The sequence below is a fragment of the Nocardioides sp. NPDC127503 genome, from assembly GCF_040302165.1.
Classification (GTDB): Bacteria; Actinomycetota; Actinomycetes; order Propionibacteriales; family Nocardioidaceae; genus Nocardioides.
Genome location: NZ_JBEORH010000003.1, coordinates 114,016 through 139,112, shown reverse-complemented (window position 1 = coordinate 139,112; position 25,097 = coordinate 114,016). Strand labels below are relative to the sequence as shown.

The 25,097-nt window shown below is 68.2% G+C and carries 26 protein-coding genes; 10 read left to right on the top strand and 16 right to left on the bottom strand.

The window, feature by feature from the left end; all coding sequences use genetic code 11:
- Window positions 1-64: 64 nt before the first annotated feature.
- Window positions 65-1,279 carry an adenylyltransferase/sulfurtransferase MoeZ gene (gene moeZ / locus ABTW65_RS07755; protein WP_350659403.1) on the bottom strand — a complete coding sequence of 405 codons (1,215 nt, stop codon included), beginning with the start codon at window positions 1,277-1,279 and terminating at the stop codon, window positions 65-67.
- Window positions 1,280-1,406: 127 nt separating this feature from the next.
- Between moeZ and ABTW65_RS07750 the strand changes: the two genes are divergently transcribed.
- The 3 genes from ABTW65_RS07750 (at window position 1,407) to ABTW65_RS07740 (ending at window position 2,805) form a co-directional block, all read left to right on the top strand.
- Complete coding sequence (locus ABTW65_RS07750; protein ID WP_160027381.1) at window positions 1,407-2,039, top strand: TetR/AcrR family transcriptional regulator; 633 nt, start codon at window positions 1,407-1,409, stop codon at window positions 2,037-2,039.
- An 86-nt stretch (window positions 2,040-2,125) separates the two neighbouring features.
- Complete coding sequence (locus ABTW65_RS07745; RefSeq protein WP_091052608.1) at window positions 2,126-2,347, top strand: DUF3107 domain-containing protein; 222 nt, start codon at window positions 2,126-2,128, stop codon at window positions 2,345-2,347.
- Window positions 2,348-2,493: 146 nt separating this feature from the next.
- Entirely contained in the window at window positions 2,494-2,805 is a 312-nt protein-coding gene (locus tag ABTW65_RS07740; protein WP_350659402.1) for a DUF1129 domain-containing protein, read from the top strand.
- A gap of 69 nt (window positions 2,806-2,874) precedes the next feature.
- Here ABTW65_RS07740 and ABTW65_RS07735 read toward each other — a convergent pair whose 3' ends face one another.
- On the bottom strand, window positions 2,875-3,936 hold the full coding sequence (locus ABTW65_RS07735; protein ID WP_350659401.1) for a C39 family peptidase: 1,062 nt from the start codon (window positions 3,934-3,936) through the stop codon (window positions 2,875-2,877).
- Window positions 3,926-4,627 carry a ferritin-like fold-containing protein gene (locus ABTW65_RS07730; protein WP_350659399.1) on the bottom strand — a complete coding sequence of 234 codons (702 nt, stop codon included), beginning with the start codon at window positions 4,625-4,627 and terminating at the stop codon, window positions 3,926-3,928. The genes ABTW65_RS07735 and ABTW65_RS07730 overlap by 11 nt, the downstream gene beginning before the upstream one ends.
- A gap of 172 nt (window positions 4,628-4,799) precedes the next feature.
- Here ABTW65_RS07730 and ABTW65_RS07725 point away from each other — a divergent pair, with 172 nt between their 5' ends.
- Entirely contained in the window at window positions 4,800-6,272 is a 1,473-nt protein-coding gene (locus ABTW65_RS07725) for a DEAD/DEAH box helicase (RefSeq protein WP_350659398.1), read from the top strand.
- 12 nt (window positions 6,273-6,284) lie between these two features.
- Here ABTW65_RS07725 and ABTW65_RS07720 read toward each other — a convergent pair whose 3' ends face one another.
- On the bottom strand, window positions 6,285-6,932 hold the full coding sequence (locus tag ABTW65_RS07720; protein ID WP_350659397.1) for a L,D-transpeptidase: 648 nt from the start codon (window positions 6,930-6,932) through the stop codon (window positions 6,285-6,287).
- A gap of 190 nt (window positions 6,933-7,122) precedes the next feature.
- Here ABTW65_RS07720 and ABTW65_RS07715 point away from each other — a divergent pair, with 190 nt between their 5' ends.
- Window positions 7,123-7,887: an SDR family NAD(P)-dependent oxidoreductase gene (locus ABTW65_RS07715; protein ID WP_350659396.1), complete on the top strand. Its 765-nt coding sequence runs from the start codon at window positions 7,123-7,125 to the stop codon at window positions 7,885-7,887.
- A gap of 11 nt (window positions 7,888-7,898) precedes the next feature.
- Here the strand turns inward: ABTW65_RS07715 and ABTW65_RS07710 are convergent, their stop codons facing one another.
- The 11 genes from ABTW65_RS07710 to ABTW65_RS07660 form a co-directional block, all read right to left on the bottom strand.
- Window positions 7,899-8,498, bottom strand: coding sequence for a MarC family protein (locus ABTW65_RS07710; protein WP_160027365.1), 600 nt, complete (start codon window positions 8,496-8,498; stop codon window positions 7,899-7,901).
- Complete coding sequence (locus tag ABTW65_RS07705; protein WP_350659395.1) at window positions 8,495-9,370, bottom strand: PHP domain-containing protein; 876 nt, start codon at window positions 9,368-9,370, stop codon at window positions 8,495-8,497. The genes ABTW65_RS07710 and ABTW65_RS07705 overlap by 4 nt, the downstream gene beginning before the upstream one ends.
- 9 nt (window positions 9,371-9,379) lie before the next feature.
- Window positions 9,380-10,039: a DUF6758 family protein gene (locus tag ABTW65_RS07700; protein WP_350659394.1), complete on the bottom strand. Its 660-nt coding sequence runs from the start codon at window positions 10,037-10,039 to the stop codon at window positions 9,380-9,382.
- Window positions 10,040-10,100: 61 nt separating this feature from the next.
- The gene (locus ABTW65_RS07695) at window positions 10,101-10,655 is read right to left on the bottom strand and encodes a histidine phosphatase family protein (protein ID WP_350659393.1); all 555 of its coding nucleotides are present in this window, start codon (window positions 10,653-10,655) and stop codon (window positions 10,101-10,103) included.
- Window positions 10,656-10,691: 36 nt separating this feature from the next.
- A complete protein-coding gene (locus ABTW65_RS07690) occupies window positions 10,692-11,516 on the bottom strand; it encodes an SDR family oxidoreductase (protein ID WP_350659392.1) in 825 nt (274 codons plus the stop codon).
- Between the two features lie 10 nt (window positions 11,517-11,526).
- Window positions 11,527-12,561, bottom strand: a complete 1,035-nt coding sequence (locus ABTW65_RS07685) for a MaoC family dehydratase (protein ID WP_350659391.1) — start codon at window positions 12,559-12,561, stop codon at window positions 11,527-11,529.
- 49 nt (window positions 12,562-12,610) lie between these two features.
- The gene (locus ABTW65_RS07680) at window positions 12,611-13,540 is read right to left on the bottom strand and encodes a glycosyltransferase family 2 protein (protein ID WP_350659390.1); all 930 of its coding nucleotides are present in this window, start codon (window positions 13,538-13,540) and stop codon (window positions 12,611-12,613) included.
- 30 nt (window positions 13,541-13,570) lie between these two features.
- Window positions 13,571-14,722 carry a hypothetical protein gene (locus tag ABTW65_RS07675; protein WP_350659389.1) on the bottom strand — a complete coding sequence of 384 codons (1,152 nt, stop codon included), beginning with the start codon at window positions 14,720-14,722 and terminating at the stop codon, window positions 13,571-13,573.
- Between the two features lie 56 nt (window positions 14,723-14,778).
- Window positions 14,779-14,949 (bottom strand): DUF5302 domain-containing protein, encoded by a 171-nt coding sequence (locus tag ABTW65_RS07670; RefSeq protein ID WP_160027349.1) that lies wholly within the window; start codon window positions 14,947-14,949, stop codon window positions 14,779-14,781.
- Window positions 14,950-15,075: 126 nt separating this feature from the next.
- The gene (locus ABTW65_RS07665) at window positions 15,076-16,269 is read right to left on the bottom strand and encodes an acyl-CoA dehydrogenase family protein (RefSeq protein ID WP_350659388.1); all 1,194 of its coding nucleotides are present in this window, start codon (window positions 16,267-16,269) and stop codon (window positions 15,076-15,078) included.
- A gap of 138 nt (window positions 16,270-16,407) precedes the next feature.
- Complete coding sequence (locus tag ABTW65_RS07660) at window positions 16,408-17,766, bottom strand: endonuclease/exonuclease/phosphatase family protein (RefSeq protein ID WP_350659387.1); 1,359 nt, start codon at window positions 17,764-17,766, stop codon at window positions 16,408-16,410.
- A 310-nt stretch (window positions 17,767-18,076) separates the two neighbouring features.
- On the opposite strand from ABTW65_RS07660, the gene ABTW65_RS07655 reads away from it, so the two are divergent.
- The 5 genes from ABTW65_RS07655 (at window position 18,077) to ABTW65_RS07635 (ending at window position 22,104) form a co-directional block, all read left to right on the top strand.
- Window positions 18,077-19,405 carry a magnesium transporter MgtE N-terminal domain-containing protein gene (locus tag ABTW65_RS07655; RefSeq protein ID WP_350659386.1) on the top strand — a complete coding sequence of 443 codons (1,329 nt, stop codon included), beginning with the start codon at window positions 18,077-18,079 and terminating at the stop codon, window positions 19,403-19,405.
- Window positions 19,398-19,946 carry a DUF1003 domain-containing protein gene (locus tag ABTW65_RS07650; protein ID WP_350659385.1) on the top strand — a complete coding sequence of 183 codons (549 nt, stop codon included), beginning with the start codon at window positions 19,398-19,400 and terminating at the stop codon, window positions 19,944-19,946. The genes ABTW65_RS07655 and ABTW65_RS07650 overlap by 8 nt, the downstream gene beginning before the upstream one ends.
- Before the next feature lie 11 nt (window positions 19,947-19,957).
- Entirely contained in the window at window positions 19,958-21,103 is a 1,146-nt protein-coding gene (locus ABTW65_RS07645; RefSeq protein ID WP_350659384.1) for an Mrp/NBP35 family ATP-binding protein, read from the top strand.
- A gap of 18 nt (window positions 21,104-21,121) precedes the next feature.
- Window positions 21,122-21,451, top strand: coding sequence for a sec-independent translocase (locus ABTW65_RS07640; RefSeq protein ID WP_350659383.1), 330 nt, complete (start codon window positions 21,122-21,124; stop codon window positions 21,449-21,451).
- Between the two features lie 110 nt (window positions 21,452-21,561).
- Window positions 21,562-22,104 (top strand): Rv3235 family protein, encoded by a 543-nt coding sequence (locus ABTW65_RS07635; RefSeq protein WP_350659381.1) that lies wholly within the window; start codon window positions 21,562-21,564, stop codon window positions 22,102-22,104.
- 66 nt (window positions 22,105-22,170) lie between these two features.
- Here the strand turns inward: ABTW65_RS07635 and secA are convergent, their stop codons facing one another.
- Entirely contained in the window at window positions 22,171-25,077 is a 2,907-nt protein-coding gene (gene secA / locus ABTW65_RS07630; protein ID WP_350659380.1) for a preprotein translocase subunit SecA, read from the bottom strand.
- Window positions 25,078-25,097 lie beyond the last annotated feature (20 nt).

The window sequence follows — 25,097 nt, the reverse complement described above, 5'->3', positions numbered from 1 at the left end:
GCCAGCGGCGGCCCCAGAGGAGCCACCGCTGGCCAACAGTTCAGTAATGCTCAGCTGTGTTGATTCAGTACGAGGGCTGCGAGGGGTCGATCTGGTTGACCCATGCCACCACACCGCCGCCGACGTGGACCGCGTCCGCGTAGCCGGCGCCCTTGGCGATCGCGAGCACCTCGGCGCTGCGTACGCCGCTCTTGCAGTGGAACACGAGCGGCTTGGCACCGTCGCCGGTGAGCTCGGCGACCTGCGGGATCGCGTTGCCGTTGAGGAACTCGCCCTTGGGGATCAGGACGGCACCGGGGATCTTGTTGATCTCGTACTCGTTCGGCTCGCGCACGTCGACGAGGACGAAGTCGCGGCTGCCCTCCTCGCGCTCCTTGATCATCTCGGAGAGCTGGGTGACGGAGATCGTCGCGCCGGCCGCGGCGTCGGCCGCCTCGGTGGAGATCGCACCGCAGAAGGCGTCGTAGTCGATCAGGTCGGTGACCGTCGGGTTCTCGCCGCACAGCGCGCAGTTGGGGTCCTTGCGGACCTTCAGCTTGCGGTACTCCATCTCGAGTGCGTCGTAGATCATCAGCTTGCCGACCAGCGGCTCACCCATGCCGGTCAGCATCTTGATGGCCTCGTTGACCTGGATCGAGCCGATCGAGGCGCAGAGCACACCCAGCACGCCGCCCTCGGCGCAGGAGGGGACCATGCCCGGGGGCGGCGGCTCCGGGTAGAGGCAGCGGTAGCACGGGGCGTCGTCGGTCAGGGTCGGCGCGAACACCGAGGCCTGGCCGTCGAAGCGGTAGATCGAGCCCCAGACGTACGGGATGCCCAGGAAGTACGCCGCGTCATTGACCATGTAGCGGGTCGCGAAGTTGTCGGTGCCATCGACGATGAGGTCGTAGCCGGTGAAGATCTCGCGCACGTTGTCGTTGTCGAGCCGCACGTCGTGCAGCACGATGTTGACGTACGGGTTGACCTCCTTGATCGCCGCCGCGGCGGAGTCGGCCTTCGGCTGGCCCACCGTCGACTGCTTGTGGATGATCTGGCGCTGCAGGTTGGACTCGTCGACCTCGTCGAACTCGACGATGCCGAGGGTGCCGACGCCGGCCGCGGCCAGGTAGAGCAGGGCGGGCGAGCCGAGACCGCCGGCGCCGATGACCAGCACCTTGGCGTTCTTCAGGCGCTTCTGCCCGTCCATGCCGACGTCGGGGATGATGAGGTGGCGGCTGTAGCGGCGCACCTCATCGATCGTCAGCTCGTCAGCGGGCTCCACGAGCGGGGCTAGGGACACAACTGCTCCTCAGTTCGGACGTACGTATGCCTACTTGAACACCGCAGGCACTTCTCCATGTTCCCTCATCCATGGGCGAGGCAACGACGCGTCCCGCGATCCGAGTACCAGCGGGTAGGCTGCTGGGGTGACCACGCACCAATCCGAGCTCGACCCCACTCGACCGCGAGGGGCGCGACTGCCCCGGACGGAACGACGAGCCCAGCTTCTCGATTCCGCTCTCGAGGTCTTCGTCGCCTACGGCTTCCACGCCGCCGCGATGGACGACATCGCCGAGAGGGCCGGGGTCTCGAAGCCCGTTCTCTACCAGCACTTCCCCGGCAAGCTGGACCTCTACCTGGCCCTGCTGGAGAAGTCCGCGAACGAGATCATCGATCGCTGCCGGGAGGCCCTGGCGTCGACTGATGAGAACAAGGAACGCGTGGCCCGCTGTGTCGCGGTCTTCTACGACTACGTGGCCTCCGAGACCGGTGCCTTCCGGCTCGTCTTCGAGTCCGACCTGACCAACGACCCCGCCGTACGCGAGCAGGTCGACCGGGTCACCAACGAGTGCGCCGAGGCGGTCGCCGAGGTCATCGCCGAGGACACCGGCTTCGCCGCCGCGGCCTCGCACCTGCTCGCCGTCGGCCTGGTCGGCCAGGCACAGGTCAGCGCCCGCTACTGGCTCCACAACAACGGCGACCTCTCCCAGGAGGACGCCGCCCGCCTCGTCGCCGGCCTCGCCTGGCGCGGCATCCGCGGCTATCCCAAGACTGATTGATTCCGCTCGTAGCGCAACGACGGGGTTCCTCACGGTCCGTGTGAGAGGATTCCGAAGCATTGATCGACCCATCGCAAGGAGGACCCGTGGAGGTCAAGATCGGCGTCCAGCAGGCCGCCCGTGAGCTCGTCGTAGAGACCGAGGAGTCCAGCGAATCGGTGGAGAAGCTCATCGCCGACGCCCTCGGCGGCGGCGCTGTGCTCGCTTTGACCGACAGCAAGGGCCGCAAGGTCATCGTCCCGACCGAGAAGCTCGCCTACATCGAGATCGGCCCGGCCAAGGTCGGCAAGGTCGGCTTCGCCGGCTGAACTACTCCGGACTCAGGGATGGCCCTGATTCCGGCGGCGAACTTCCGGTTTTGAGCCATGTTGTCCGTGCATTCGAGTCCCAACAGGTGCAATATCAAATGATGGGCGCATTCATGGCGCCACTCACAACCTGAAGGGAAATGGGCATGATCTCTACGATCCTCGTCACCCTCATCGGCGGCGTCATCATTGGGGCCCTCGGCAAGTTCTTCGCGCCGGGCGATAAGGACAACATCCCGTTCTGGCTGACGATCGTTTGCGGCATCGGCGGCATGCTGATCGGCAGCTTCGTCTACTGGTTCATCTTCGGCCAGAACAACGGGCCGTTCGACGGCCATGCGGCTACGTGGGACAACGCGACCAACGGCATTGACTGGTGGCGTCACATCTGGCAGGTCGTGATCGCCGCCGTTCTGGTGGTCATCGCCTCCGGTGTCACCGGAAAGTCCAAGGCCTGAGCTTCATCCAGGTCATCGAAGCGGTCCCGCCCCTGTGGGGTGGGGCCGCTTCTGTCGTTGCAGCCAGCCTCACCAGTTCGGCTGCGCCGGCGGCTCCGGCAGGGCCACGTCCGGCGGCCGGAAGACGTAGACGATCCGCCCGGAGCGGGCCCAGGCGCGGTCGAGCTCGCCGAGGTCGTACGTCGTCCGCACCGCCGCATCGCTGACGATCTTGTGGGACGCAGGGTCGTGGACGACCGGGTCGCCGCCGTCGTCGAAGCCGGTCAGCACGAGCAGATGGCCGTTGGTGACGTAGCCGGCGCCGGTCAGCTCGCCGTCCTGGTGCGAGACGGCCAGCACGAGCGGGATCCCGGCCTCGAGGAACCGGGCGGCCTCCGCGAAGGAGCGGAGCCGGGTGACGTACGCGACCAGCCCCCGAGCGCCCGCATAGGCGGTGTTGAAGGCCCAGTTGCCGGCGCCACCGAAGGACTCGTCGTAGACCTCCCGGACGGTGAACGGCACCTGCGGGTCGGGGGTCTCGTAGTCGACCCAGGCCGTCTCGGCGGGCGTCGGCCCGGCGCCCCAGAACTCGGCGACCATCGCCGTCGAGGCGGCGCTGCACCAGGACTGCCCACCGCCGTCCCAGTGCGGATAGCGGTCACGATGGAGCTGCTGCGAATAGGCGGGTACGCCACCCACGACCGTCCCGCGAGGTACCGCCCCCGGCGCCGGCGCCGAGTCCCGGGCGTCGGCCGAGACCATCGCCCCGAGCAGGCTCGCCCGCGGCAGGTTCCCCCCGGAACCGTGCAGGCTCAGCCGCAGCGAGAACGCCGTGAACCTGCGCCCGCCTCGCCCCAGGATGGTGTCGTCGGACGCAATCGCGACCGGGTCGTCCTGACCTGCGACGGAGGTGGAGGTGAAAGCGGGGTCCGAGGACCAGCGAGCCAGCACCAGCCAGCCGCTCCGCTCCCCCGACTCGCCGATGACCTGAGCCGCGACTTCCGCCCAGGTCCCGGGCGGGGTCGCCACGTTCCAGGAGGCGACCAGCTCGTCGAAGCGAAACCCGGGGCTGACCTCGGGAGACGTCCACACACCGGCTTCGGGGACGATCTGCGTCCCTACCCAGCCGGTCCAGTGGATGTCAGTGCTCAAGCCCGAGCTTGCCCATTCGCTCGACGTGGCGCTGGGTGAGCCGGGTGAGCATCTCGCCGATGGTGCCGAGGTCGAGACCCGGAAGGTGGCCACCGGCGATCAGCTCGCTGAGCCCCTCACGGGCGGCCGCGACCTGCTGCGCCTGAGTGATCGCCTCGCCCATGAGGCGGCGGCCCCACAGTGCCAGGCGTCCGCCGATGAGGTGGTCGGCCTCGATGCCGGCCCGGACCCGGTCGACGACGAAGTCGGCGCGCCCGGCGTCCTCGAGGGTGGTGACCACGAGCTTGTGGGTGTCCTCGTCGAGGAACCCAGCGACCTCACGGTAGAAGTCGTTGGCGAGCCCGTCACCGACGTACGCCTTGACCAGCGACTCCCACCAGTCCGCGGGCTTCGTGTGGATGTGGAACTCGTCGAACCCCTCGCGCAGCGGCTCCATGGCCGCGTACGGGTCGGTGCCGAGCTCCACCAGCCGGTCGAGGACTGGCTGGATCTTGGCGTGCTGAGCGGCCGCCATCGCGAGAAGAGCCGTCTTGTCCTCCAATGACGGCGCCATCTTGGCGTCGTCGGTCAGCCGCTCGACAGCCGAGACCTCGCCATAGGCGACCGCTCCGAGAAGGTCGATGACGGCGGCCTTGTAAACAGGATCACCGAACGGATCCTGAGGACCCGTGAACTCTGACGATGCAACCACGAGAGAACCCTACCGATAGAATGCCTTTTGACCGACCCAGCGCCGCTGTAATGCACTTCATATCGCGGTGGTCTGGTTCCCGTATGTGCGCGGCGTGGCACTCGCTTGGCAAGCTCGAGACACCCGTGAGTCGCTCGCCGCATTCGATGAGACAAGCGAGTAGCGACGAATCATGACAACGTTCAAGGACCTCGGTGTACATCCCGAGATCTGCGCTCCCCTCGAGCGCAAAGGCATCACCACCCCCTTCGCCATCCAGGAGATGACCCTCTCGGTCGCCCTGCAGGGCACCGACCTGATCGGCCAGGCCCGCACCGGCTCCGGCAAGACGCTGGCCTTCGGCATCCCGGTCGTTCAGCGCAGCGTGTCCCCCAAGGACCCCGACTACGTCGACCTTCCGCAGGGCAAGCCGCAGGCGCTGATCGTGGCTCCGACCCGCGAGCTGGCCATGCAGGTCTCGGCCGAGATCTCGCTGATCTCCGAGGACCGCGGCCTCCGCGTGCTGACCGTCTACGGCGGCGCGGGCTACGACCCCCAGCTCGACGCGCTGGAGAAGGGCGTCGACATCGTGGTCGGCACCCCCGGCCGCCTGATCGACCTGGCCAACCGGAAGGTCCTCGACCTCTCCCACGTGCACGCCCTCGTCCTCGACGAGGCCGACGAGATGCTCGACCTCGGGTTCCTGCCCGACGTGGAGAAGCTCGTCACCCTCACCCCGGAGACACGTCAGACGCTGCTCTTCTCGGCCACCATGCCGGGTGCGATCGTGGCGCTGGCGCGCTCTTACATGCGCCACCCGATGAACATCCGCGCCGAGTCCGCGAGCGAGCGCGAGACGGTGCCCGCCACGGCGCAGTTCGTCTACCAGGCCCACGACCTCGACAAGCCCGAGATGATCGGCCGCCTGCTGCAGTGCGAGGACCACGACAAGGTCGTCGTCTTCGCCCGCACCAAGCGGCAGGCGCAGCGCGTGGCCGACGACCTCGCCGAGCGTGGCTTCCCGGCCTCTCCCCTGCACGGCGACATGCAGCAGGCCGCCCGCGAGCGGGTGATGCAGAAGTTCCGTGACGGCAAGGTCGAGGTCCTGGTGGCCACCGACGTCGCCGCCCGCGGCATCGACGTCACCGGCGTCTCCCACGTGGTCAACTACACGACCCCCGACGACGAGAAGACCTACGTCCACCGCATCGGCCGCACCGGCCGCGCCGGCGCCTCCGGTGTCGCGGTCACGTTCGTCGACTGGGCCGATCTCCACAAGTGGAAGATGATCAACAAGGCTCTCGACCTTCCGTTCGACGAGCCGCAGGAGACCTACTCCTCCTCGGAGCACTTCCTCCACGACATGGGCATCCCGAAGGGCACCAAGGGCCGGGTCAAGGCCGCCGCGCCCGCGAAGCCCAAGGACAAGGACTCCGACAAGGACGGCGAGAAGCGCGAGCGCGCTCCCCGCAACCGCGACCGTCAGCGCACCCGTTCCCGCAGTGGCCAGGTCGTCGACAAGTCCGCTGCTCCGGCGACCGCCGAGTCGACCGAGTCGACGAAGCCCGCCGACGGCGAGGCCAAGTCCGAGGGCTCCGCGCCCCGTCGCCGCCGTCGTCGCCGCTCTTCGGGCTCGGGCGGTTCCGCGCCCAAGGCCGACGCCTGAGCCTGAGCCCGCCTAAGGGATCACGACCACCTTGGTGCCGAGCCGCGCGAAGCGCCACATCGCCTTCGCGTCCGGCTCGGCCTGGCGGATGCACCCGTGCGACAGCGGTGTGCCGAGCTGGGCGCGGGTCTGCACGCGCTTGCCCTTGTCCACCGGGATGTTGTGGAAGCCGATCGCGGCGCGGGGGCCCTTGGTGAAGCGTACGAACCACTTCATCCGGCCCGAGTCGTCGATCCCCCTCGCGTGCTCGGAGCGGGAGAAGACCTTGTAGGTGCCGGGCTTGAGGTTGTCGTAGATGCTGCCCGAGACCGGATACGTACGCCGCGTCCGGTCGGCCGCGGACACGATCCAGACCCGCTGACGGCTGATCGAGAAGACGGCCCGGCGACCGGTGCCGGAGTCGTCCGGAAGCACCTTCTCCGCGGCGGCCGTCCTCGCGTCGACGTGACGGTCGATCGCGGCCTCACGCTGGCTGTCGTGCGGCCAGACCGGAGTGCGTGCCCCGGCGTCCGCGCCCAGCTTCATCCCGCTGTCGGCCACACTGGGCCGGCCGTTGGCCACCGGCTCGGCGATGACCTCCATCCCGACGAACAGACCGGCCGACGTCAGCAAGGACGCAGCGAAGAGCATCTTGGTGCGCCGGAGAGGCCGAGATCTCATGTGGCGCGCACTGCGGCTCACTTCTCCATCACGCGCCCGAGTCCCCCTACGAAATCCACGTCGAACATCATCCAAACACGTATGACCGCAAGTCAACTGTCACACGACAGACAGAAACCGTGATTCCGCGGGCGAACCGACGGCGCGGCGGCCGGATCACCCTCCCGACAGGTGGTGGCAGGATTGCCCCATGTCGAACCCCACCTCCCTGATCACCGGCGCGACCGCCGGCATCGGACTCGCCTTCGCCCAGCAGCTCGCCGCCCGCAGGCACGACCTCGTTCTCGTCGCCCGTGACGAGGAACGTCTCAACGGCGTCGCCAAGGATCTGACGGACGCTCACGGCATCGGCGTCGAGGTGCTCCGCGCCGACCTGACCGACAGCGCCGACCTGGCCAAGGTCGAGGCCCGCCTGGCCGACGCCGAGCACCCGGTCGACCTGCTGGTCAACAACGCCGGTCACGGCCTCAAGCACCGCTTCCTCGACAACACCGCCGACGAGGAGACCGCGATGGCGGAGGTGCTCATCATCGCCCCGTTGCGCCTCTCCCACGCCGCCCTGGGCGCCCAGGCGGCCCGCGGCCACGGCGGCATCATCAACGTCGGCTCCGTCGCCTCCTACCTCCCCCGCGGCACCTACTCGGCCGCCAAGGCGTGGATCAACTCCTTCACGGAGTGGGCCCACAACGAGTACGCCGGCCAGGGCATCAAGGTGATGGCCCTGCTGCCGGGGTTCACCAAGACCGAGTTCCACGAGCGCCTCGGCTCCGGCTACGACTCGGCCCCCTCCTGGATGTGGCTCGACGTGAACGACCTGGTCCGCGAGGCGCTCGAGGACTACGACGCCGACAAGACCTTCTCGATCCCGAGCAAGCGCTACAAGGCCCTGGCCACCATGGCGAGGGTGGTCCCGTCCGGCGTACTCCAGAAGTTCCAGTCGCTGGGCCGCAAGTAGCCCGGCGCGGCTCAGGCGTTCGCGATGAAGGTCGTGACCGCGTCGGCGACCATCTGAACGGCGATCGCAGATAGGAGCAGACCGGCGATCCTGGTGATGAGAAGGACGCCGGACTCCTTGAGCACCTTCAGGATCGGGATGGAGAAGACCATCGCTACCAGGAGGGCGAGGTGGACGACGACGAGTCCGAGGCCGAGCCCGAAGGCGGTCCCGACGGAGTCGACCTCCTGGGTGAAGACCATGGTGGCGACGATCGCACCGGGGCCGGCCAGGAGCGGGGTGCCGAGCGGCACCATCGCCACGTTCGCTCCGGCGGCGGCGACGGGGTCGTCGAAGTTGTCGGTGAGCAACTCGAGGGCGACCAGCAGCAGGAGCAGGCCGCCGGCGCACTGCAACGCCTCGAGGGAGATGTGCAGGAAGTGCAGGATCGCCTGTCCGAACAGCGCGAAGATCGTGATCACCAGGAACGAGACCGCGACCGCGAGCAGCGCCGCGCGGCGCTGCTTGCCCGGTGACTGTCCCGCGGTCAGCGACAGGAAGATCGGGATCGTGCCGACCGGGTCCATGATCACGAAGAGCGTCACGAACGTGGAGACGAAGATCTCGGTCAACGTACGACCTCAGGGGTGGCTCGTCCGGAGGCGGCCGCGGCTGCGGCGGCGCGCTCCAGGAGCCGCTCGTACTCGGCGGGTGCGGTGGTGTTCACTCCCAGATGGTGACCCACCTTCCCGGTGCCGTGGTAATCGCTGGATCCGGTCACCACGAGGTCGAGGTTTCGGGCGATCACCCGCAGCTTCTCGCGTACTTCCGGGCTGTGATCCTGGTGGTCGACCTCGAGCCCGGACAGGCCCGCGTCGACCAGTGCGGAGATGGCCGCCTCGTCGGGCTGCTCGTGTCCGGACCGCCCCCAAGGGTGGGCGATCACGGTGACTCCTCCGGCGGCGGCGACGGTGCGGATCATCGGCTCGAGCGGGGCCGCGTAGCGGCTGACGTTCGCCGGTTTGCCGGCCCCGAGGTAGCGGTTGAACGCCTCGTCGCGACTGCGCACATATCCCTTGGCAACGAGCGCGTCGGCCAGGTGCGGGCGGCCCGAGGCGGCGGCATCACCGGAGACGGCGGCGACGTCCTCGAGCGACACCTCGATGCCGAGACGGGCCAGCCGGGCAAGCATCAGCGGCAGCCGTCCGTCCCTGCCGGCCAGTATCCGGGCGAGCTCGGCAACCAGCGGCGGGTGGGTCCGGTCGGGCAGGTAGGCCAGCAGGTGCACGCTGTGGCCGACGTAGTCGGTGCTGATCTCCATGCCGCGCACCAGCTCGATCCCGGCCTCGGTGGCAGCCGCGGCCGCCTCGTCCCAGCTGGCGGCGGTGTCGTGGTCGGTGATCGCGACGACGTCGAGCTCTGCGGCCTTCGCCGCCTGGATCAGCTCGGTGGGCGAATCGGTCCCGTCGCTCACCCGCGAGTGAGTATGGAGGTCGATGCGCACCTGCACATCCTAGGGCGAGTTCCACCAAGATCCACCGGGGCCTCCGAAGGGCAGCTCGACCATCTGTACGCCCAGGTCGCCGACCTGACGCAGGTGCCAGCCGTCCTGGAGCATCAGCATCGCCGTGGCCGGGCGGAAGATCAGCCACAGCCAGCGGCCGGCGGCCTCGCCGACGACCACCGACCGTTCCCACTCCGCGGCGCCGTTGGTCCACTGGGTGATCGGCCACAGCGGCACCAGCTGCCGCTGCCCGGCGACCCGGACCCTCGTCGTGGGCGGGCCGGCGCAGGCGTCGATGCCGGGGTCCGGTCCTGCCGTACGCGCACACCGAGCGCCCAGCCCGACGCCGGCCTCCTCGGTGACGACGGTCATCTCGACCGGTCCGTCGTCCGGGGTGACGCCCGTCAGCGTGAGCAGCGTCGCCGAGCCCTTGTTCTCGTCACCGACCACGGCGAGGTCGGCGATCGACCAGCCCGACTCGAGCGGCCAAGGCAGGTAGGTGGGCACCTCACCGGCGAGCGAGAGGGCCTGCACCAGGTCTTCGTAGGAGGCGGCATCCGAACGCCATAACGGCGTCACCACCCCATGCTCGGGACACGACTTGCTGCCGCCGGCACCGATGCTCGCCACCGGCGTCGCGCAGCGTGGACAGCCAACCGCAAGAGCCACCCCACAACGGTGACCCGTGCCATCCGTCAGGTCAAGCCATACGGTCAAGCAGCGGCCCTGACTATGTGTTCCAGTTCTTGACGACCGGCTGCCCGTGGTGGGCGTCCAGCATCGAGATGGTCGCGGTGTCGAGCCGGAAGAGCCGTCCCTCGGTGACCGGAAGTCCCAGCCACACCGCGGCCAGGGCGCACAGCGCGTGTCCGTGGGAGAAGACCAGGGTGTCGCCGTCGCACTCACGGGCGGCCGAGACGACCCTGCCCAGCCGCTCCTGGACGGCGGCAGCGGCCTCTCCACCGGGCGTCTTCCCGGTCCACAGGCTCCAGCCGGGGTCCGTACGGTGGATCTCGTCGGTCGTGATGCCCTCGTAGTCGCCGTAGTCCCACTCGACCAGGTCGTCGGTGACGACCGCGTCTGGGAAGCCCGCGAGCTCAGCCGTACGCAGCGCCCGCTGCCGCGGGGAGGTCAGCACCGCGGCGTACTCCCGTTCGTGAAGCCGCGACGAGAGCACCTTGGCGGCGTCCTCGCCCTCGGGCAGGAGAGGGAGGTCGGTGTGGGAGGTGTGCCGGCCGTTGAGGGACCACTCGGTGGTGCCGTGCCTGACGAGGTAGAGGGCCATGCCCCCATCCAACCAGCCGGCGGCCCGGCCGATTTCTCAGGCCCGAGTGATGAGCCGGTTGACCTCGCGGACGAACAGGTTCGGCGCGAGGTCGGCGGCGGTCGAGAGCGCCCTGGCCGGGAACCCGACCGTCGTGTGCACCTTCGGCACCCGCCCACGCAGCCCCTTGCGCGGCTGCGCCATCTCCCAGACCTGGTTGGCGACGTCCTCGACGGTGAGCCGGATGCCGAGCGTCTCGTGGGAGGAGGCGGCGTTGCCGTCGAGCAGCGCGGTCTTCACCCACAGCGGCCAGACCGCCTGTACCCGGATGCCCTCCTTGCGCCACTCGAGCTCCAGCGCCTCGGTGAGTCCGCGCACGGCGTACTTCGACGCGCTGTAGGAGGCGATCTCCGGCTGCCCGTAGATCGCGCTCGCGCTGCAGACGTTGATGACGCCCGAGCCGGGGGTGGCGCGGAGGTAGGGGTAGGCGGTGTGGCAGCCGTTGATCACGCCGTTGACGTTGATCTCGATGGTCTGGTGGTGCTGCGCCAGGTCGACCTCGGCCAGGCGGCCGGCACGCAGGATGCCGGCGTTGTTGACCAGCAGGTCGAGGCGACCGCCGGCGGCGGTGGCGAACTCCTCGAGCGCCGCGTTCCAGGACGCCGGGTCGGTGACGTCGAGCGTGCCGCCGATGGCTGAGTCGGAGCCGAGCAGCGCCGCGACGTCGCGGGCCCGGTCAGCGTCGATGTCGTAGATCCCGACGAACCAGCCCTGCGCAGCGAACTTCTCGACGATCGCCTTGCCGATCCCCTGGGCGGACCCGGAGACGAAGAGTGCTTTCTTACGTGTCGAAGCGAAGCCCGAGGCGGTGTTGGTGGACATGACGTGCTCCTTACGCAGGGATGAGCGCCCAGTAGTCGAGGTCGAGCAGCACCCCGGGGGCGTACTTGCCGTCCTCGCCGCGCAGGGTCATCGACTCGTCGCGTCCCTTGGTGGCGACCAGGCGCAGGCGAAGAGCGCCGACACCCGGAGCGTCGGTCTCGACTCGGTCGAGGACCTCGGACCAGGCGTAGACGGTGTCGCCGGCGAAGGCCGGGGAGGTGTGGGCGCCGGCGTTGATCGCGGCGACGAGCTGGGCGTTGGCGAGGCCGTTGAACGACAGCGCACGGGCCAGCGAGATGATGTGGCCGCCGTAGACGAGGTTGCGGCCGTCGGGCCGCGCCTCGACGTTGAAGTGCACCTTCGCGGTGTTCTGCCACAGCCGCGTGGCCTGCTGGTGCTCGGACTCGGTGAGGGTGACCCCGTCGACGTGGTCGATCTTCTCGCCGACCTCGTAGTCGGCCAGCCGGTGCGGCTCACCGGCGGCGGTGAAGTCGTACGCGGAGAAGTCCAGGCCCTTGGGCACGATCAGGTTCTTGGCGTCGACCGCCTTGGCCAGCTCCGGGATCACGGTCTCGGGTGCGGCGGCCGCCTGGTCCCGCTTGTGGACCATCACCCAGCGCGCCCAGTCGATGGCGACCTCGCCGCGCTGGTTGGTGGCGGTCGAGCGTACGTAGACGACGCCGGACTTGCCGTTGGAGTTCTGCTTGAGGCCGATGACCTCGGACTTCGTCGAGAGCGTGTCGCCCGGCACCACCGGCTGGTGGAAGCGGCACTCGGCGTAGCCGAGGTTGGCGACCGCGTTCAGCGACACGTCCGGGACGGTCTTGCCGAAGGCGATGTGGAAGCCGATCAGCTCCTCGACAGGGTGCTGCTCGAGCCCGACGGAGGCCGCGAAGGCAGCGCTCGAGGGCACCGCGAAGCGGGTCGGGTAGAGCGACCCGTACGCAGCCCGGTCGCCCTCGGTCACCGTGCGCGGCGTGGCGTGCTCGATGACCTGGCCGACCTGGAAGTCCTCGAAGAAGTTGCCGGGGTTGGTCTTGCTCATCTGCGGCCTCTCGTCGGTGAGTGCGTGGATTACCGGACGGTAACCTAGTTCAGACGATCCCGTGGAGGCGTTCCGGGATGCGTAACAGCGGCTGGTTGCGGAGGTTGTCGATGTGGCCCGGGCCGATGGCGCGGTGCACTCCATCCTCCTCCCGGACGAGCCTCGCCGGCAGGACCGAGGTCGGGTCGAACTCCTCGACATCGGCGCTCACCGAGGCGGTCGCGGTGGTCAGCAGGCCGGCCAGATCGTCGCCGGAGCGACCCCAGGAGCTGCCCTTGCCGCGGCCGACCGACTTGGCGAGCTCGTTGCGGCGGTCGGCCTGTCGCCGCAACAGATCCACGTCGGCGAACTTCATGTGGAGCATGAACAGCCCCGGGTCGGGCACGTACGGCGCCTTGATCCCGTGGGAGGCGAGCGTCCAGGCGGCCGGATCCCGTTTGACCGACGGCTTGCACATCAACGGCGCGAACTGGGCGTACGCCCGCTGGCCGACGATCGGCTTGCCGCTGACCATCGGTCCCTCGACCGCGGTGTGGTGGACGACATTGAGGGCGAACGGCGCGATCACCCGCTCGGGCCGCCTGGTCAGGTAGTCGGACAGGTTGGCGTACCTCGCCGGGTCCGGAACGAGGAACTCGTCCACGTCGGTGAAGATGACCACGTCGTAGATCCCCAGGAGACCGTGGGCGACCCCGCTGGCCAGGCCCATCCGGCCGGCCTCGAAGTTGCCCTTCCGGAAGCCAGGCAGCCGCTGGACCGTGCACGGCAGGTCGTCGGTGGAACCGTCGGTCGAGCCGTCGTCGAAGACGATCAGGTTCTCGTGACCCGCCGCTCGGCCGTAGTGGTCGACCCAGCGGGTGAGCATCTCGCCCTCGTCGCGGGCGATGGTGAGCACCGCGATCCGTGGCGGCGCGGCCGACGTGCCGCCCGCCTCCTCGGCGAGTCTGCGACGACGGCGCAGGCTCCAGCTGCTTGACAAAGAGTTCCCCCGAATATGTGTGTTGAGGCCCTACGTGCGGACCAGCTCCTCTCGCCGGACGGACCACTCCACGAGGTCGGCCAAGGCGGAGACGGCACGCGCCGGGGCCTTGCGGCCCTCCCCCGGGTCGATGGCCTCACCAGGGATGGTCGGGTCGGCGAGCTTCTTGTTGAGGTCCGTACGCAGCGCCGCATAGGAAGCCACCGCGGCGTCTCGAACCTGCTTGTCGGTGACCTTGCGCGGGTCGATCCCGCGTACGTCCACAGGGGCCAGGTCATCGAGATCCCCGTGGATGGTCGCGTCCAGACTGCGCAGCTCCGCTGCCTGGTCGCGGGTGAACGAGGGGGTCCAGCGCGGTGCCTGGAGCCCGATACGTGGGTCGTCGACCGTCAGCTCCGGCATCAGGCGCTTGCCGAGGACGTGCTTGCGCAACCCCATCGCCGCCGGGTAGGCCAGGCCACGCCGGTCCAACTCGGCGTTGAGGCCGCGCAGCACCTCGACGGTCGCGGAGCCGAGGGAGGTGTTCTTCGGCGGCGGGCTCTTCATCCCCTCGGGATCGAAGCCCATCGCCACACCGAAACGTTCCAGCAGGAGGGTCGCCGGGCTGCCCGGAGGCGGCACCGTGACCAGGTGAAGAGGGCCGGCCTGGCCCCAGCGCCGGGCGATGGCGACCATGTCCTGCTCGGACCAGAACCGCTTGCCGGGGCCGGAGTGACGGCGCTCGGGAGAGCCCGGACGGCTCTTGTTGACCGCGGTCAGGAAATCCGCCCAGGTCCAGTCCACGCCGTTCTGGACGAGCTCCTGCCACATCGACGGGATCTGCCGGTTGATGTCACGCAGCGAGAGCACGATCTCGGGGGTCACGCCCTCGAAGCTCGTCGCCACCCGCTCGACCGTCTCCGGGCCGACCGGCGCGAGCAGCTCGACGGAGATCAGCGCCGTGCCGTCCCACTCATCGACCTCGGCGACCAGGCGGTCCCAGGCCCCGGCGACCGAGTTCCCCTGCGGGTGCTTCCGGCGGCCCTTGACGTCGAGAACTGCCTCGATCTGGTTGCGCCAGCGCGCACCGGGGACCAGGAACCCACGCTCCGCGAGGAGAGCCTTGTTCTTGTACAGGGCACCCTGCAGATATGTCGTCCCCGACTTCATCGCCCCGACATGGAGCACTACGCGGCGCGCCAACTTCTCGTTACCTCTCGACCAGACCGACCCGACACCCCCGAGGGGGCATCGTAGCGTCAGGAGCCGCCGCCACCCGCCTTCCGGCGGTGCATCTTCGGTGCGCCGCCGACTACCTCGGACCCGTGCGCCTTCTCCTTGGCCCCCGCGCTCTCGGCGCGTGCGTGGTCGTGGTTGTTCTTCTTCTCCAGCGCCTCGCGCATCTTGGCTTTGAGATCGTCGTTGGTCATCGCTCTCCCTAAATCTGCGTTGCTGAGTCGTTGGTCGGGTAAAGACCAACCTACGACAACGACCCTGCCGAAACCATCGGTTTCGGCAGGGTCGTCGGTGCGACAGGACTTCGCGGGCCTACAGGCTCAGGACTTGTAGTCCTTGAGCAGCGAACGGCCGATGATCATCTTCTGGATGTCGCTGGTGCCCTCACCGATGAGCATGAACTTGACCTCGCGCATGATCCGCTCGATCTCGTACTCCTTGGAGTAGCCGTAGCCGCCGTGGATGCGGAAGGAGTCCTCCACGACCTCGTTGGCGTACTCGGAGGCGACCATCTTGGCCATCCCGGCCTCGACGTCCATCCGCTTGCCGGTGTCCTTCAGACGCGCGGCGCGGACCATCATGTTGTGGGAGACCTCGACCTTGGTGCCCATCTCCGCCAGACGGAACAGAATGGCCTGGTGCTCGGCGATCTTCTTGCCGAAGGTCTGGCGCTGCTGGGCGTAGGCGATACCGAGCTCGAAGCCACGGATCGCCAGGCCGCAGGCGCGGGCGGCAACGTTGACGCGGCCGACCTCGACGCCGTCCATCATCTGGAAGAAGCCCTTGCCCGGGGTGCCACCGAGGATCTGGGCGGCCGAGATCTTGTGACCCTCGAAGATCATCTCGGTCGTGTCGATGCCCTTGTAGCCCATCTTGTCGATCTTGCCCGGCACGGTGACGCCCTGGGCGGTCTCACCGAAGCCGGGGGTCTTCTCCACCAGGAAGGTGGTCATGTTCTTGTAGACGCTCTCGGCGCCCTCATCGGTCTTGGTCAGCACCGCGACCAGGGTCGAGGAGCCACCGTTGGTCAGCCACATCTTCTGGCCGGTGATCTCGTACGAGCCATCGGCCTGCTTGGTCGCCTTGGTGGAGACCGCGGAGACGTCGGAGCCCAGACCGGGCTCGGACATCGAGAACGCGCCACGGACCTCGCCGGTGGCCATCTTCGGCAGGTACTTCTGCTTCTGCTCCTCGGTACCGTGCTGCATCAGCATGTAGGCCACGATGAAGTGAGTGTTGATCACGCCCGACACGCTCATCCAGCCGCGGGCGATCTCCTCGACGCACAGCGCGTAGGTCAGCAGCGACTCACCCAGCCCGCCGTACTCCTCCGGGATCATCAGACCGAAGATGCCCAGCTCCTTGAGACCCTCGACGATCTCGGTCGGATACTCATCGGCGTGCTCCAGCTCCTGGGCCACCGGAATGACCTTCTCGTCCACGAACTGACGGACGGTCTTCAGGATCTCTTCCTGAATATCGGTGAGACCTTCGGTCTCGGCAAGGCGACCCATGCTTCACTCCTACTCTCGGTGGTCGGGGCCACAACGTTTCGACCCGACGAGACCACGCGTACGTGTCACTGCGGCAGGTTACCAATCAGTAACCATCAGTGACAGGGTGACTCCCACCACATCGCGATCCTACGTCCCTCAAACCCGCCGTCCGACTGCCGAGAAGAACGGCTTGAAGAGCTTGTCGTACGACGCCTTGGTGACGCTCACGTAGCCCGATCGTTTCCCGGTGCCGGCCGAGGTGGACATCTGAGTGCTGGAGCTGAAGGCGAACGCCGGGGTGGCGCCTGTCCTGCTGATCAGCAGCACGGTCGCCCGCAGGCCGGCGCGGTCGTAGCCGCTCGGGCGCCGCACCGCCCAGCTCGCCTTGTCCACGTCCTTGCCGAGGACCCGCTGCAGCGAGCGCATCTCCGCGGTCGTGGTGCGCTCCGCGGTGACGACCTGGACCCGCGCACCGCGCGACTTGGCCCGCTTCAGTGCCCGGAGCACCTTGGCGTTGGTCAGCGCACGGGTGGCCAGGTGGACGACCTGACCCCGTTTGGTGCTGTTGATCGACTTCAGGACCGTACGCAGCACGCTCTGCTCCTCGGCGGTACTCAGTCCCGGGTCGGTGACCACGACACCCGGCCCGAACCTGACCCGGGAGGAACCCTCGGTCGAGGTCACCGGCAGCGGCGAGAAGTCGACGCGGACCGCATGGTGGTCAGACTCGAGCCCGAAGGCGCGCTGATTGCCGGTGGCGAACCGCGCGATCCCGCGAGCCAGCACATAGTCGATGGTCGAGGCCCGTCCGTGCGTGACCGGCGTCTGCTGGGTGACGTCGTAGCTCGGGGTCAGGTGCTGCGCGGCGAAGATGTCGCCCGGGTAGCGAGAGCCCTCGTACTGCACGTTCAGGTCGCCGCCGACCATCACCGGCCCGCGTCCGGCCAGCGCCTTGACGAGCACGTTCAGCGCCCGGGCAGACGGGCGGACCAGGTCGCCGTAGTACTTGGACTTGGGCGCGAAGTGCACCGCGACCACCGAGATGTTCCGGCCGGTCGCCCGGTTCTCGAGGGTCACCCAGTTGGCGTACCTGATCCCCCAGTGCAGCCGCTGGTCCGCCGGCTTGCCGCGCTTGTTGCTGATCTGATGGATGCCCTTCGAGGTCGCTGCCCACTCGTCGTTGTCCCAGGCCACCGCCGTCGCCGACTTGTACGAGTCACCGCCCTTGCGCCACACGCGGTAGCGCCCGGGCTCGAGGTCCGCGGTCCGGCGGCCGTTGACCTCGTTGTAGGTGATGAAGTCGGGCGCGGTGTCGACGACCTCGCGTACGTCCTTCTTGAACCTCCCCGTGCCCATGCTGGCCTTGATGTTGGCCTGCACCATCCGGTAGCGCGGTGGCGAGTAGGCGACGGTCTCCAGGTCTGTCATGCCCGGAGCGGACGAGTCGTGCACGGCGACGAGAGCCCCGCCGAAGAGGCCGATGACAAGCCCAGCGGAGAGCAGGGCCTTGGCCACCCGACCCCCGCGAGACGGAACCTGAGGTCGTGTACGCATTCGTCCGGGCCCCTCTCGCAGCTTCGCGACCGGTCACACTGGTCACATTGAGAACTTTTGTAACACAAGCCTCAGGCAGATCCCCGACCCCGTTCCGATGTGATTCGGATAGATCATCGAATTCGCGGTCCGTGCCATCGCGTGAGCGTCGAAGCGACCCACTGGGGCCGATGTCATAACGTTGGGCTGTGAGCGAGCGTCAGCGAGTGAACCAAACGATCATCACGCCGCCACGTCCGTATTCTGGCGCCTGCGCTACGGAGGTGGCGGCGTGAGCACCTCGCCCAACCGCGTCTACGCGGCACGCCTGGTCGGCCTTCCGATCTTCGACCCGCTCGGTGAGCAGGTCGGCAAGGTGCGAGATCTCGTGGTCACGGTCAGATCCGACGCCCGGCAGCCGCGCGTGCTGGGGCTGGTCGTGGAGGTCTTCGGGCGCCGGCGCATCTTCGTGCCGATGACCCGGGTGACCAGCATCGACTCCGGTCAGATCTACACGACCGGCCTGCTCAACATGCGCCGCTTCCAGCAGCGTTCGACCGAGACCCTGGTGATCGGCCAGATGTTCGACCGTCAGGTCACCATCCGCCCCACGGGCGTCGTCGGGACCGTCTACGACGTCGGCATGGAGCAGGCCCGCAACCGCGACTGGCTGCTCTCCCGGGTCGCGGTCCAGGAACCTTCCAAGGCGCTGCGCCGCCGTGGCCAGACCCACGTGGTCGAGTGGAGCGACACCGAGGGCCTGGCCAGCCGCTCCCCCACCCAGGCCGCCACCCACCTGGTCCAGGCGATCCACGACATGCGCCCGGCCGACGCCGCCACGATGATCCACGAGCTCCCGCCCGAGCGGCAGCGACAGGTCGTCGCCGCCCTCGATGACGAGCGCCTCGCCGAGGTGCTCGAGGAGCTGCCCGAGGACGACCAGGTCGCCATCGTGCGAGCCCTCGACTCAGAGCGTGCCGCCGACGTCCTCGAGGAGATGTCCCCCGACGACGCGGCCGACCTCATCGCCGAGCTGCCCGAGGAGACCGCCACCCTGCTGCTCGACCTGATGCAGCCCGAGGACGCCAAGGACGTACTCCGGCTGATGTCCTACGAGGAGGACACCGCCGGCTCGATGATGACCCCCGAACCAGTCATCGTCGGCCCCGACGCAACCATCGCCGACGCGCTCGCGCTCGTACGCAACCCCGACCTCACCCCGGCCCAGGCGGCCCTGGTCTACGTCTGTCGTCCCCCGCTGGAGACGCCGACCGGCAAGTTCCTCGGCATCGCCCACATCCAACGACTATTGCGCGAGCCACCATCCACTCTGGTCGCAGGCGCGCTCGATGACTCCCTGGAGCCGCTGCGCCCCGAGGACAGCACCGAGCAGGTCGCGGCCCACCTGGCGACGTACAACCTGGTCGCCGCTCCCGTCGTCGACGAGAACGGCCATCTGGCCGGCGCGGTGACCGTCGACGACCTGCTCGACCACCTGCTCCCGGAGAACTGGCGCGAGAACCTCGCCCGCCAGGAGTCGGCGACCGAGCCGCGTCCCGACACCCGCCCTGACACCCGTCCCAACAAGGTGATCACGCCGGAGATGGTGCGCCGTGGCTGACACCCGCGCCGCCCGCGGCCGCCTCGATACCCCGCGCGAGCTGCGTCGACCCCTGGTCCGGCGGCCCACCTTCCGCGCCGACGCCTTCGGCTCCTTTGCCGAGGCCTTCGCCCGCTACATGGGCACCGCCCGGTTCATCGCCTGGATGACGATGGTCGTGGTCATCTGGGTCGTCTGGAACCTCTTGGTTCCGAACGAGTGGCGCTTCGACGAGTTCCCCTTCATCTTCCTGACCCTTGCGCTGAGCCTCCAGGCCTCGTACGCCGCGCCGCTGATCCTGCTCGCGCAGAACCGCCAGGAGGACCGCGACCGGGCGATCGCGGAGCAGGACCGCCGCATCGCCTCGCAGTCCAAGGCCGACATGGAGTTCCTCGCCCGCGAGACCGCCTCGCTGCGGATGGCCCTCGGCGAGGTCGCCACCCGCGACTACCTCCGCTCCGAGCTGCGGCTGCTCCTCGAGGAGCTCGACGAGCGCGATCGCCACCGCGGTCCGATCGACCAGCCCTCGGGCGATGCTGGAGACTCCCCACGCACGACGTAGGCTTGCATACCGTGAGTAGCCCGCTTCTCGACCGTGTCAACGCAGCCCTGGCGACCGTTCAGGACCCGGAGATCAAACGTCCCATCACCGAGCTGGGGATGGTCGACTCCGTGTCGATCGACGACGCAGGTCTCGTCAGCGTCAAGGTGCTGCTGACCGTCGCCGGCTGCCCGCTCAAGGACACCATCAACCGCGACACCACCGCGGCGCTCGAGAAGGTCGACGGCGTCACCGGCGTCGACCTCGAGCTGGGTGTGATGACCAACGAGCAGCGCACCGAGATGCGCAACGGGCTCACCGGCGGCCAGGCGCAGCGGGAGATCCCCTTCGCCCAGCCGGGCTCGCTGACCAAGGTCTTCGCGATCGCGTCGGGCAAGGGCGGTGTCGGCAAGTCGTCGGTCACGGTCAATCTGGCCGTCGCGCTCGCCAGCCAGGGCCTCAAGGTCGGCATCGTCGACGCCGACATCTACGGCCACTCCGTGCCCGCGATGCTGGGCGTGGCCGACTCCCGGCCGACCCAGGTCGACGACCTGATCATGCCGGTCCCGACCGCCTCCGGTGTCTCGGTGATCTCGATCGGGATGCTCAAGCCGCGCCGCGACCAGGTCGTCGCCTGGCGTGGACCGATGCTCGACCGGGCGCTGGTCCAGATGCTCTCCGACGTCTACTGGGGCGACCTCGACGCGCTGCTGCTCGACCTGCCCCCGGGCACCGGCGACGTGGCGATCTCGCTGGGCCAGCACCTGCCCAACGCCGAGATCGTCGTGGTGACCACCCCGCAGGAGGCCGCCGCCGAGGTGGCCGAGCGAGCCGGCACCATGGCCGAGATGATGCACCAGCGCGTCGTCGGCGTCGTGGAGAACATGTCCTGGCTCGTGCTGCCCGACGGCTCCAAGATGGAGGTCTTCGGTTCCGGCGGTGGCCAGCGGGTCGCAGACACCCTCTCCCAGCGCTTCGGCTCGAAGGTGCCGCTGCTCGGGCAGATCCCGCTCGAGCAGACCCTGCGCGAGGCCGGCGACGCCGGAAAGCCGATCGTCGAGTCCGACCCGACCGCCGAGTCGGCCAAGGTCCTGGCCGAGGTGGCACGTACGATCTCGGGCCGCGGCCGCGGGCTCGCGGGCATGCAACTGGGCCTCACTCCCACCTCCAAGCTCTGAGCCTGTAGGTTCACCTCCGTGTTCGGCATCGGCTTCGCGGAGCTTGCCGTCATCGTCGTGATCGCCATCCTGGTCTTCGGCCCGGACAAGATCCCCGACATGGCACGGCAGATCGCCCGCCTCCTCCACCAGGTGCGCAACCTGGCCAACAACGCGCGAGACGATTTGCGCGGAGAGCTCGGGCCCGCCTACCAGGACCTCGAGCTGCGCGACCTCGACCCGCGTCGCATCGTCAGCAGACAGATTCAGGAAGCCCTCGCGGACATCGAGCAGGAAGAGGCCCGCGCCAAGGCGCCCAGGCCTCTTCTGGCCGGCGAGAAGCCGCCGTACGACGACCAGGCCACGTAGCCCGTCCCTCCAGTCTCCTTTGTCACAGCAGAACCTTCTGTTACTCGCCGGTTTAGAACGACGAATAACGGGTAAGAGAAGGTTGCCTGCGTAGAAAGGAGTTTGCGCCCATGAGCGCTCTACCATCTCGGGACCCTGATCCTGCGGAGCCGGATCCGCAACGCCCTGCCGAGGTGCCTCTGGCCGATGTCCAGGGCACGCTCGCCTTCGACCTACAGCCACGCCTGGACCCACCACAGCCGGACCGGAGCGGGCAGGATGACGCACTGCTGGCCGAGCCGATTCCCATCGTCCCCGCCCGCGGCCATCTGAACGCGTGGATCCCACAGTTCGCCCAGAAGATCGCCGAGGTCGTCGGCGGGGACCGTCCGGCCAGCCAGCTGGTCCGCTGGACGACCAAGGAGGTCGTCGCCGACCTGCGCTACCGCGCCGCCCTGACGGCCCGTAGCGGGGCGTACGAGCCCGGCCTGGGCCGCCACCAGCCGGTCCGCCCGCGCGTCTATCGATGGCACCTTCACGTGGTCACCGACACCATCGTCGAGGCCACCGCCACGATCAAGTACGGCCACGGCTACCGCGCGATGGCCCTCCGCTTCGAGCAGAGCGGTGAGAGCTGGATCTGCATGGTCCTCAACTTCGGGCCGTACACATGACCACGTGGAGCGCTATACGTACGTCGTACGTATAGCGCTCCACGGGTTGGGACGCTGAGCGGGTCCTCAGCCGTTGACGCGGGTGGTGAGGCCGGTCGGGCCGCCGGGGCGGCCGTGGCACTGCTTGAACTTCTTGCCGGAGCCGCACGGGCACTGCTCGTTGCGGCCGACCTTGGCGTAGGGGTCGTCGGCGTTGCTGACGGTGTTGCCCTGCGCCTCGGCCTGACCCTGCTCGTCCGGTCCGGAGAAAGCCAAGTGCTTGGGCGTGGCAGGCTTCTGCAGGCCCTTGGCGTGGATCTGGGGCGCGCCGGGGCTGCTCACGGGAGCGGCGGCCGGCTGTGCCTTCAGGGCCTCGGAGATGTCCTGGAGACCGCCGGCCTGACCGACACCGACGGGCGGCTCGGCGAGCGCGCCCTCGTGCATCGGACCGGCGTGACGGGTGCCGTCGGGGTGGTAGTGGAACTCCGGCTCGGTCTGCTCGACCTGGACCTCCAGGTTGAACAGGTAGCCGACCGCGGCCTCCTTGATGCCGTCCATCATCGCGGTGAACATGTCGTAGCCCTCGCGCTGGTATTCCACCAGCGGGTCACGCTGCGAGTAGGCCCGCAGCCCGATGCCCTCGCGCAGGTAGTCCATCTCGTAGAGGTGCTCGCGCCACTTGCGGTCCAGCACCGAGAGGACGACCTGGCGCTCGACCTCGCGCATGCCCTCGGAGCCGATCTCCTCCTCGCGGCGGTCGTACGCCTCCTGGGCGTCCTTCTTGAGGATCTCGATCAGCTCGTTGCGGTCGAGGTCGTCCTTGCTGCCGCCGGCGTCCGCGATCAGCTTCTCGGGCTCGACCGAGACCGGCCACATCTGCTTGAGGTCGGTCCACAGCTGGTCGAGGTCCCACTCCTCGGCGTAGTCCTGGGTCGCTCCGGTGACGACACCGGTGACGACGTCGTCGATGAAGGTGCGGATCTGCTCCTCGAGGTCGGCGCCCTCGAGCACCTCGCGGCGCTCGGCGTAGATCACCTTGCGCTGGCGGTCCATGACGTCGTCGTACTTGAGGACGTTCTTGCGGGACTCGAAGTTCTGGCCCTCGACCTGGGTCTGCGCGTTGGCGATCGACTTGGTCACCGACTTGGCCTCGATCGGCACGTCGTCGGGGATCTTCAGCGTGGTCAGGATGCGGTCGACCCATTCGCCCTTGAACAGGCGCATCAGGTCGTCCTCCAGCGACAGGTAGAAGCGGGACTCGCCCGGGTCGCCCTGACGGCCGGAACGACCACGCAGCTGGTTGTCGATGCGGCGGGACTCGTGGCGCTCGGTGCCGAGAACGTAGAGACCACCCAGCTTGGTGACCTCGTCGTGCTCGGCCGCGACCTGCTCCTTGATCCGCTCGACGGTCGGCGCCCAACCCTGCTCGTACGCGTCGGCGGTCTCGCCCGTGGGCTCCAGGCCCTGCTTGCGGAGCTCCTGGTCGGCGAGGAAGTCGACGGATCCACCGAGCATGATGTCGGTGCCTCGGCCGGCCATGTTGGTGGCGACGGTGACCGCGCCCTTGTGGCCGGCCAGCGCGACGATCTTGGCCTCGTCGGCGTGGTACTTCGCGTTGAGGACGGTGTGCGGGACGCCGCGCTTCTTGAGGATGTTGCCGAGGTATTCGGACTTCTCCACCGAGACGGTGCCGACCAGCACCGGCTGGCCCTTCTTGTGGCGCTCGACGAGGTCGTCAGCAACGGCCTCGTACTTCGCCTCCTCGGTGCGGTAGACGAGGTCGGGCTGGTCCTTGCGGATCATCGGCTTGTTGGTCGGGATCGGGACCACACCGAGCTTGTAGATCTTGTCGAACTCCGACTCCTCGGTCATGGCCGTACCGGTCATGCCGGAGAGCTTCTCGTAGAGGCGGAAGTAGTTCTGCAGGGTGATGCTCGCGAGGGTCTGGTACTCCTCGCGGACCTTCACACCCTCCTTGGCCTCGATCGCTTGGTGCAGGCCGTCGTTGTAGCGGCGACCGGCGAGCATGCGGCCGGTGTGCTCGTCGACGATCAGGACCTCGTCGTTGGCGACGACGTACTCCTTGTCGCGGCGGAAGAGCTCCTTGGCCTTGATCGAGTTGTTCATGAACGAGATCAGCGGGGTGTTGACCGCCTCGTAGAGGTTCTCGATGCCGAGGTGGTCCTCGACCCGGGTGATGCCCCGCTCGAGAACGGCGATGGTGCGCTTCTTCTCATCGACCTCGTAGTCGACGTCCCTGGTCAGCGACTTGGCGATCGTGGCGAACTCGTCGTACCACTTCACGTCGTCCTCGGTCGGACCCGAGATGATCAGCGGGGTGCGGGCCTCGTCGATGAGGATCGAGTCGACCTCGTCGACGATCGCGAAGAAGTGGCTGCGCTGGACCAGGTCCTCCATGGAGGAGGCCATGTTGTCGCGCAGATAGTCGAAGCCGAGCTCGTTGTTGGTGCCGTAGGTGATGTCGCAGTTGTAGGCCACCCGGCGCTGCGCCGGGGTCATCTGCGGGAGGATCACGCCGACGCTGAGGCCGAGGAAGCCGTAGATGCGGCCCATCATCTCGGCCTGGAACTTGGCCAGGTAGTCGTTGACCGTGACGATGTGGACGCCCTTGCCGGCCAGCGCGTTGAGGTAGGCCGGCAGCACCGCGGTCTGGGTCTTGCCCTCACCGGTCTTCATCTCGGCGATGTTGCCGAGGTGGAGCGCCGCACCGCCCTGGATCTGCACGTCGTAGTGACGCTGGCCAAGGACGCGCTTGGTGACCTCACGGACCGTGGCGAAAGCCTCGGCCATGATGTCGTCGAGGTCCTCGCCGTTCTCCAGGCGTTGCTTGAACTCGTCGGTCATCCCGCGCAGCTCGTCATCGCTCATCGCGACGAACTCGTCCTCGATCGCGTTGACGGCCTTCGAGATGGCCTCGAGCTCGCGAAGGATCTTGCCTTCGCCGAGGCGAAGGATCTTGTCGAGAATTGCCACGGTGGCGGGCTCCTACTAGC

What these genes read in the sequence shown, in the direction of transcription:
- ABTW65_RS07740 (WP_350659402.1), top strand. Translation starts at nt 2,494, where the DNA reads ATGATCTCTACGATCCTCGTCACCCTCATCGGCGGCGTCATCATTGGG.
- ABTW65_RS07725 (WP_350659398.1), top strand. Translation starts at nt 4,800, where the DNA reads ATGACAACGTTCAAGGACCTCGGTGTACATCCCGAGATCTGCGCTCCC.
- ABTW65_RS07720 (WP_350659397.1), bottom strand. Translation starts at nt 6,932, where the DNA reads ATGAGATCTCGGCCTCTCCGGCGCACCAAGATGCTCTTCGCTGCGTCC.
- ABTW65_RS07715 (WP_350659396.1), top strand. Translation starts at nt 7,123, where the DNA reads ATGTCGAACCCCACCTCCCTGATCACCGGCGCGACCGCCGGCATCGGA.
- ABTW65_RS07695 (WP_350659393.1), bottom strand. Translation starts at nt 10,655, where the DNA reads ATGGCCCTCTACCTCGTCAGGCACGGCACCACCGAGTGGTCCCTCAAC.
- ABTW65_RS07690 (WP_350659392.1), bottom strand. Translation starts at nt 11,516, where the DNA reads ATGTCCACCAACACCGCCTCGGGCTTCGCTTCGACACGTAAGAAAGCA.
- ABTW65_RS07685 (WP_350659391.1), bottom strand. Translation starts at nt 12,561, where the DNA reads ATGAGCAAGACCAACCCCGGCAACTTCTTCGAGGACTTCCAGGTCGGC.
- ABTW65_RS07670 (WP_160027349.1), bottom strand. Translation starts at nt 14,949, where the DNA reads ATGACCAACGACGATCTCAAAGCCAAGATGCGCGAGGCGCTGGAGAAG.
- ABTW65_RS07665 (WP_350659388.1), bottom strand. Translation starts at nt 16,269, where the DNA reads ATGGGTCGCCTTGCCGAGACCGAAGGTCTCACCGATATTCAGGAAGAG.
- ABTW65_RS07635 (WP_350659381.1), top strand. Translation starts at nt 21,562, where the DNA reads ATGAGCGCTCTACCATCTCGGGACCCTGATCCTGCGGAGCCGGATCCG.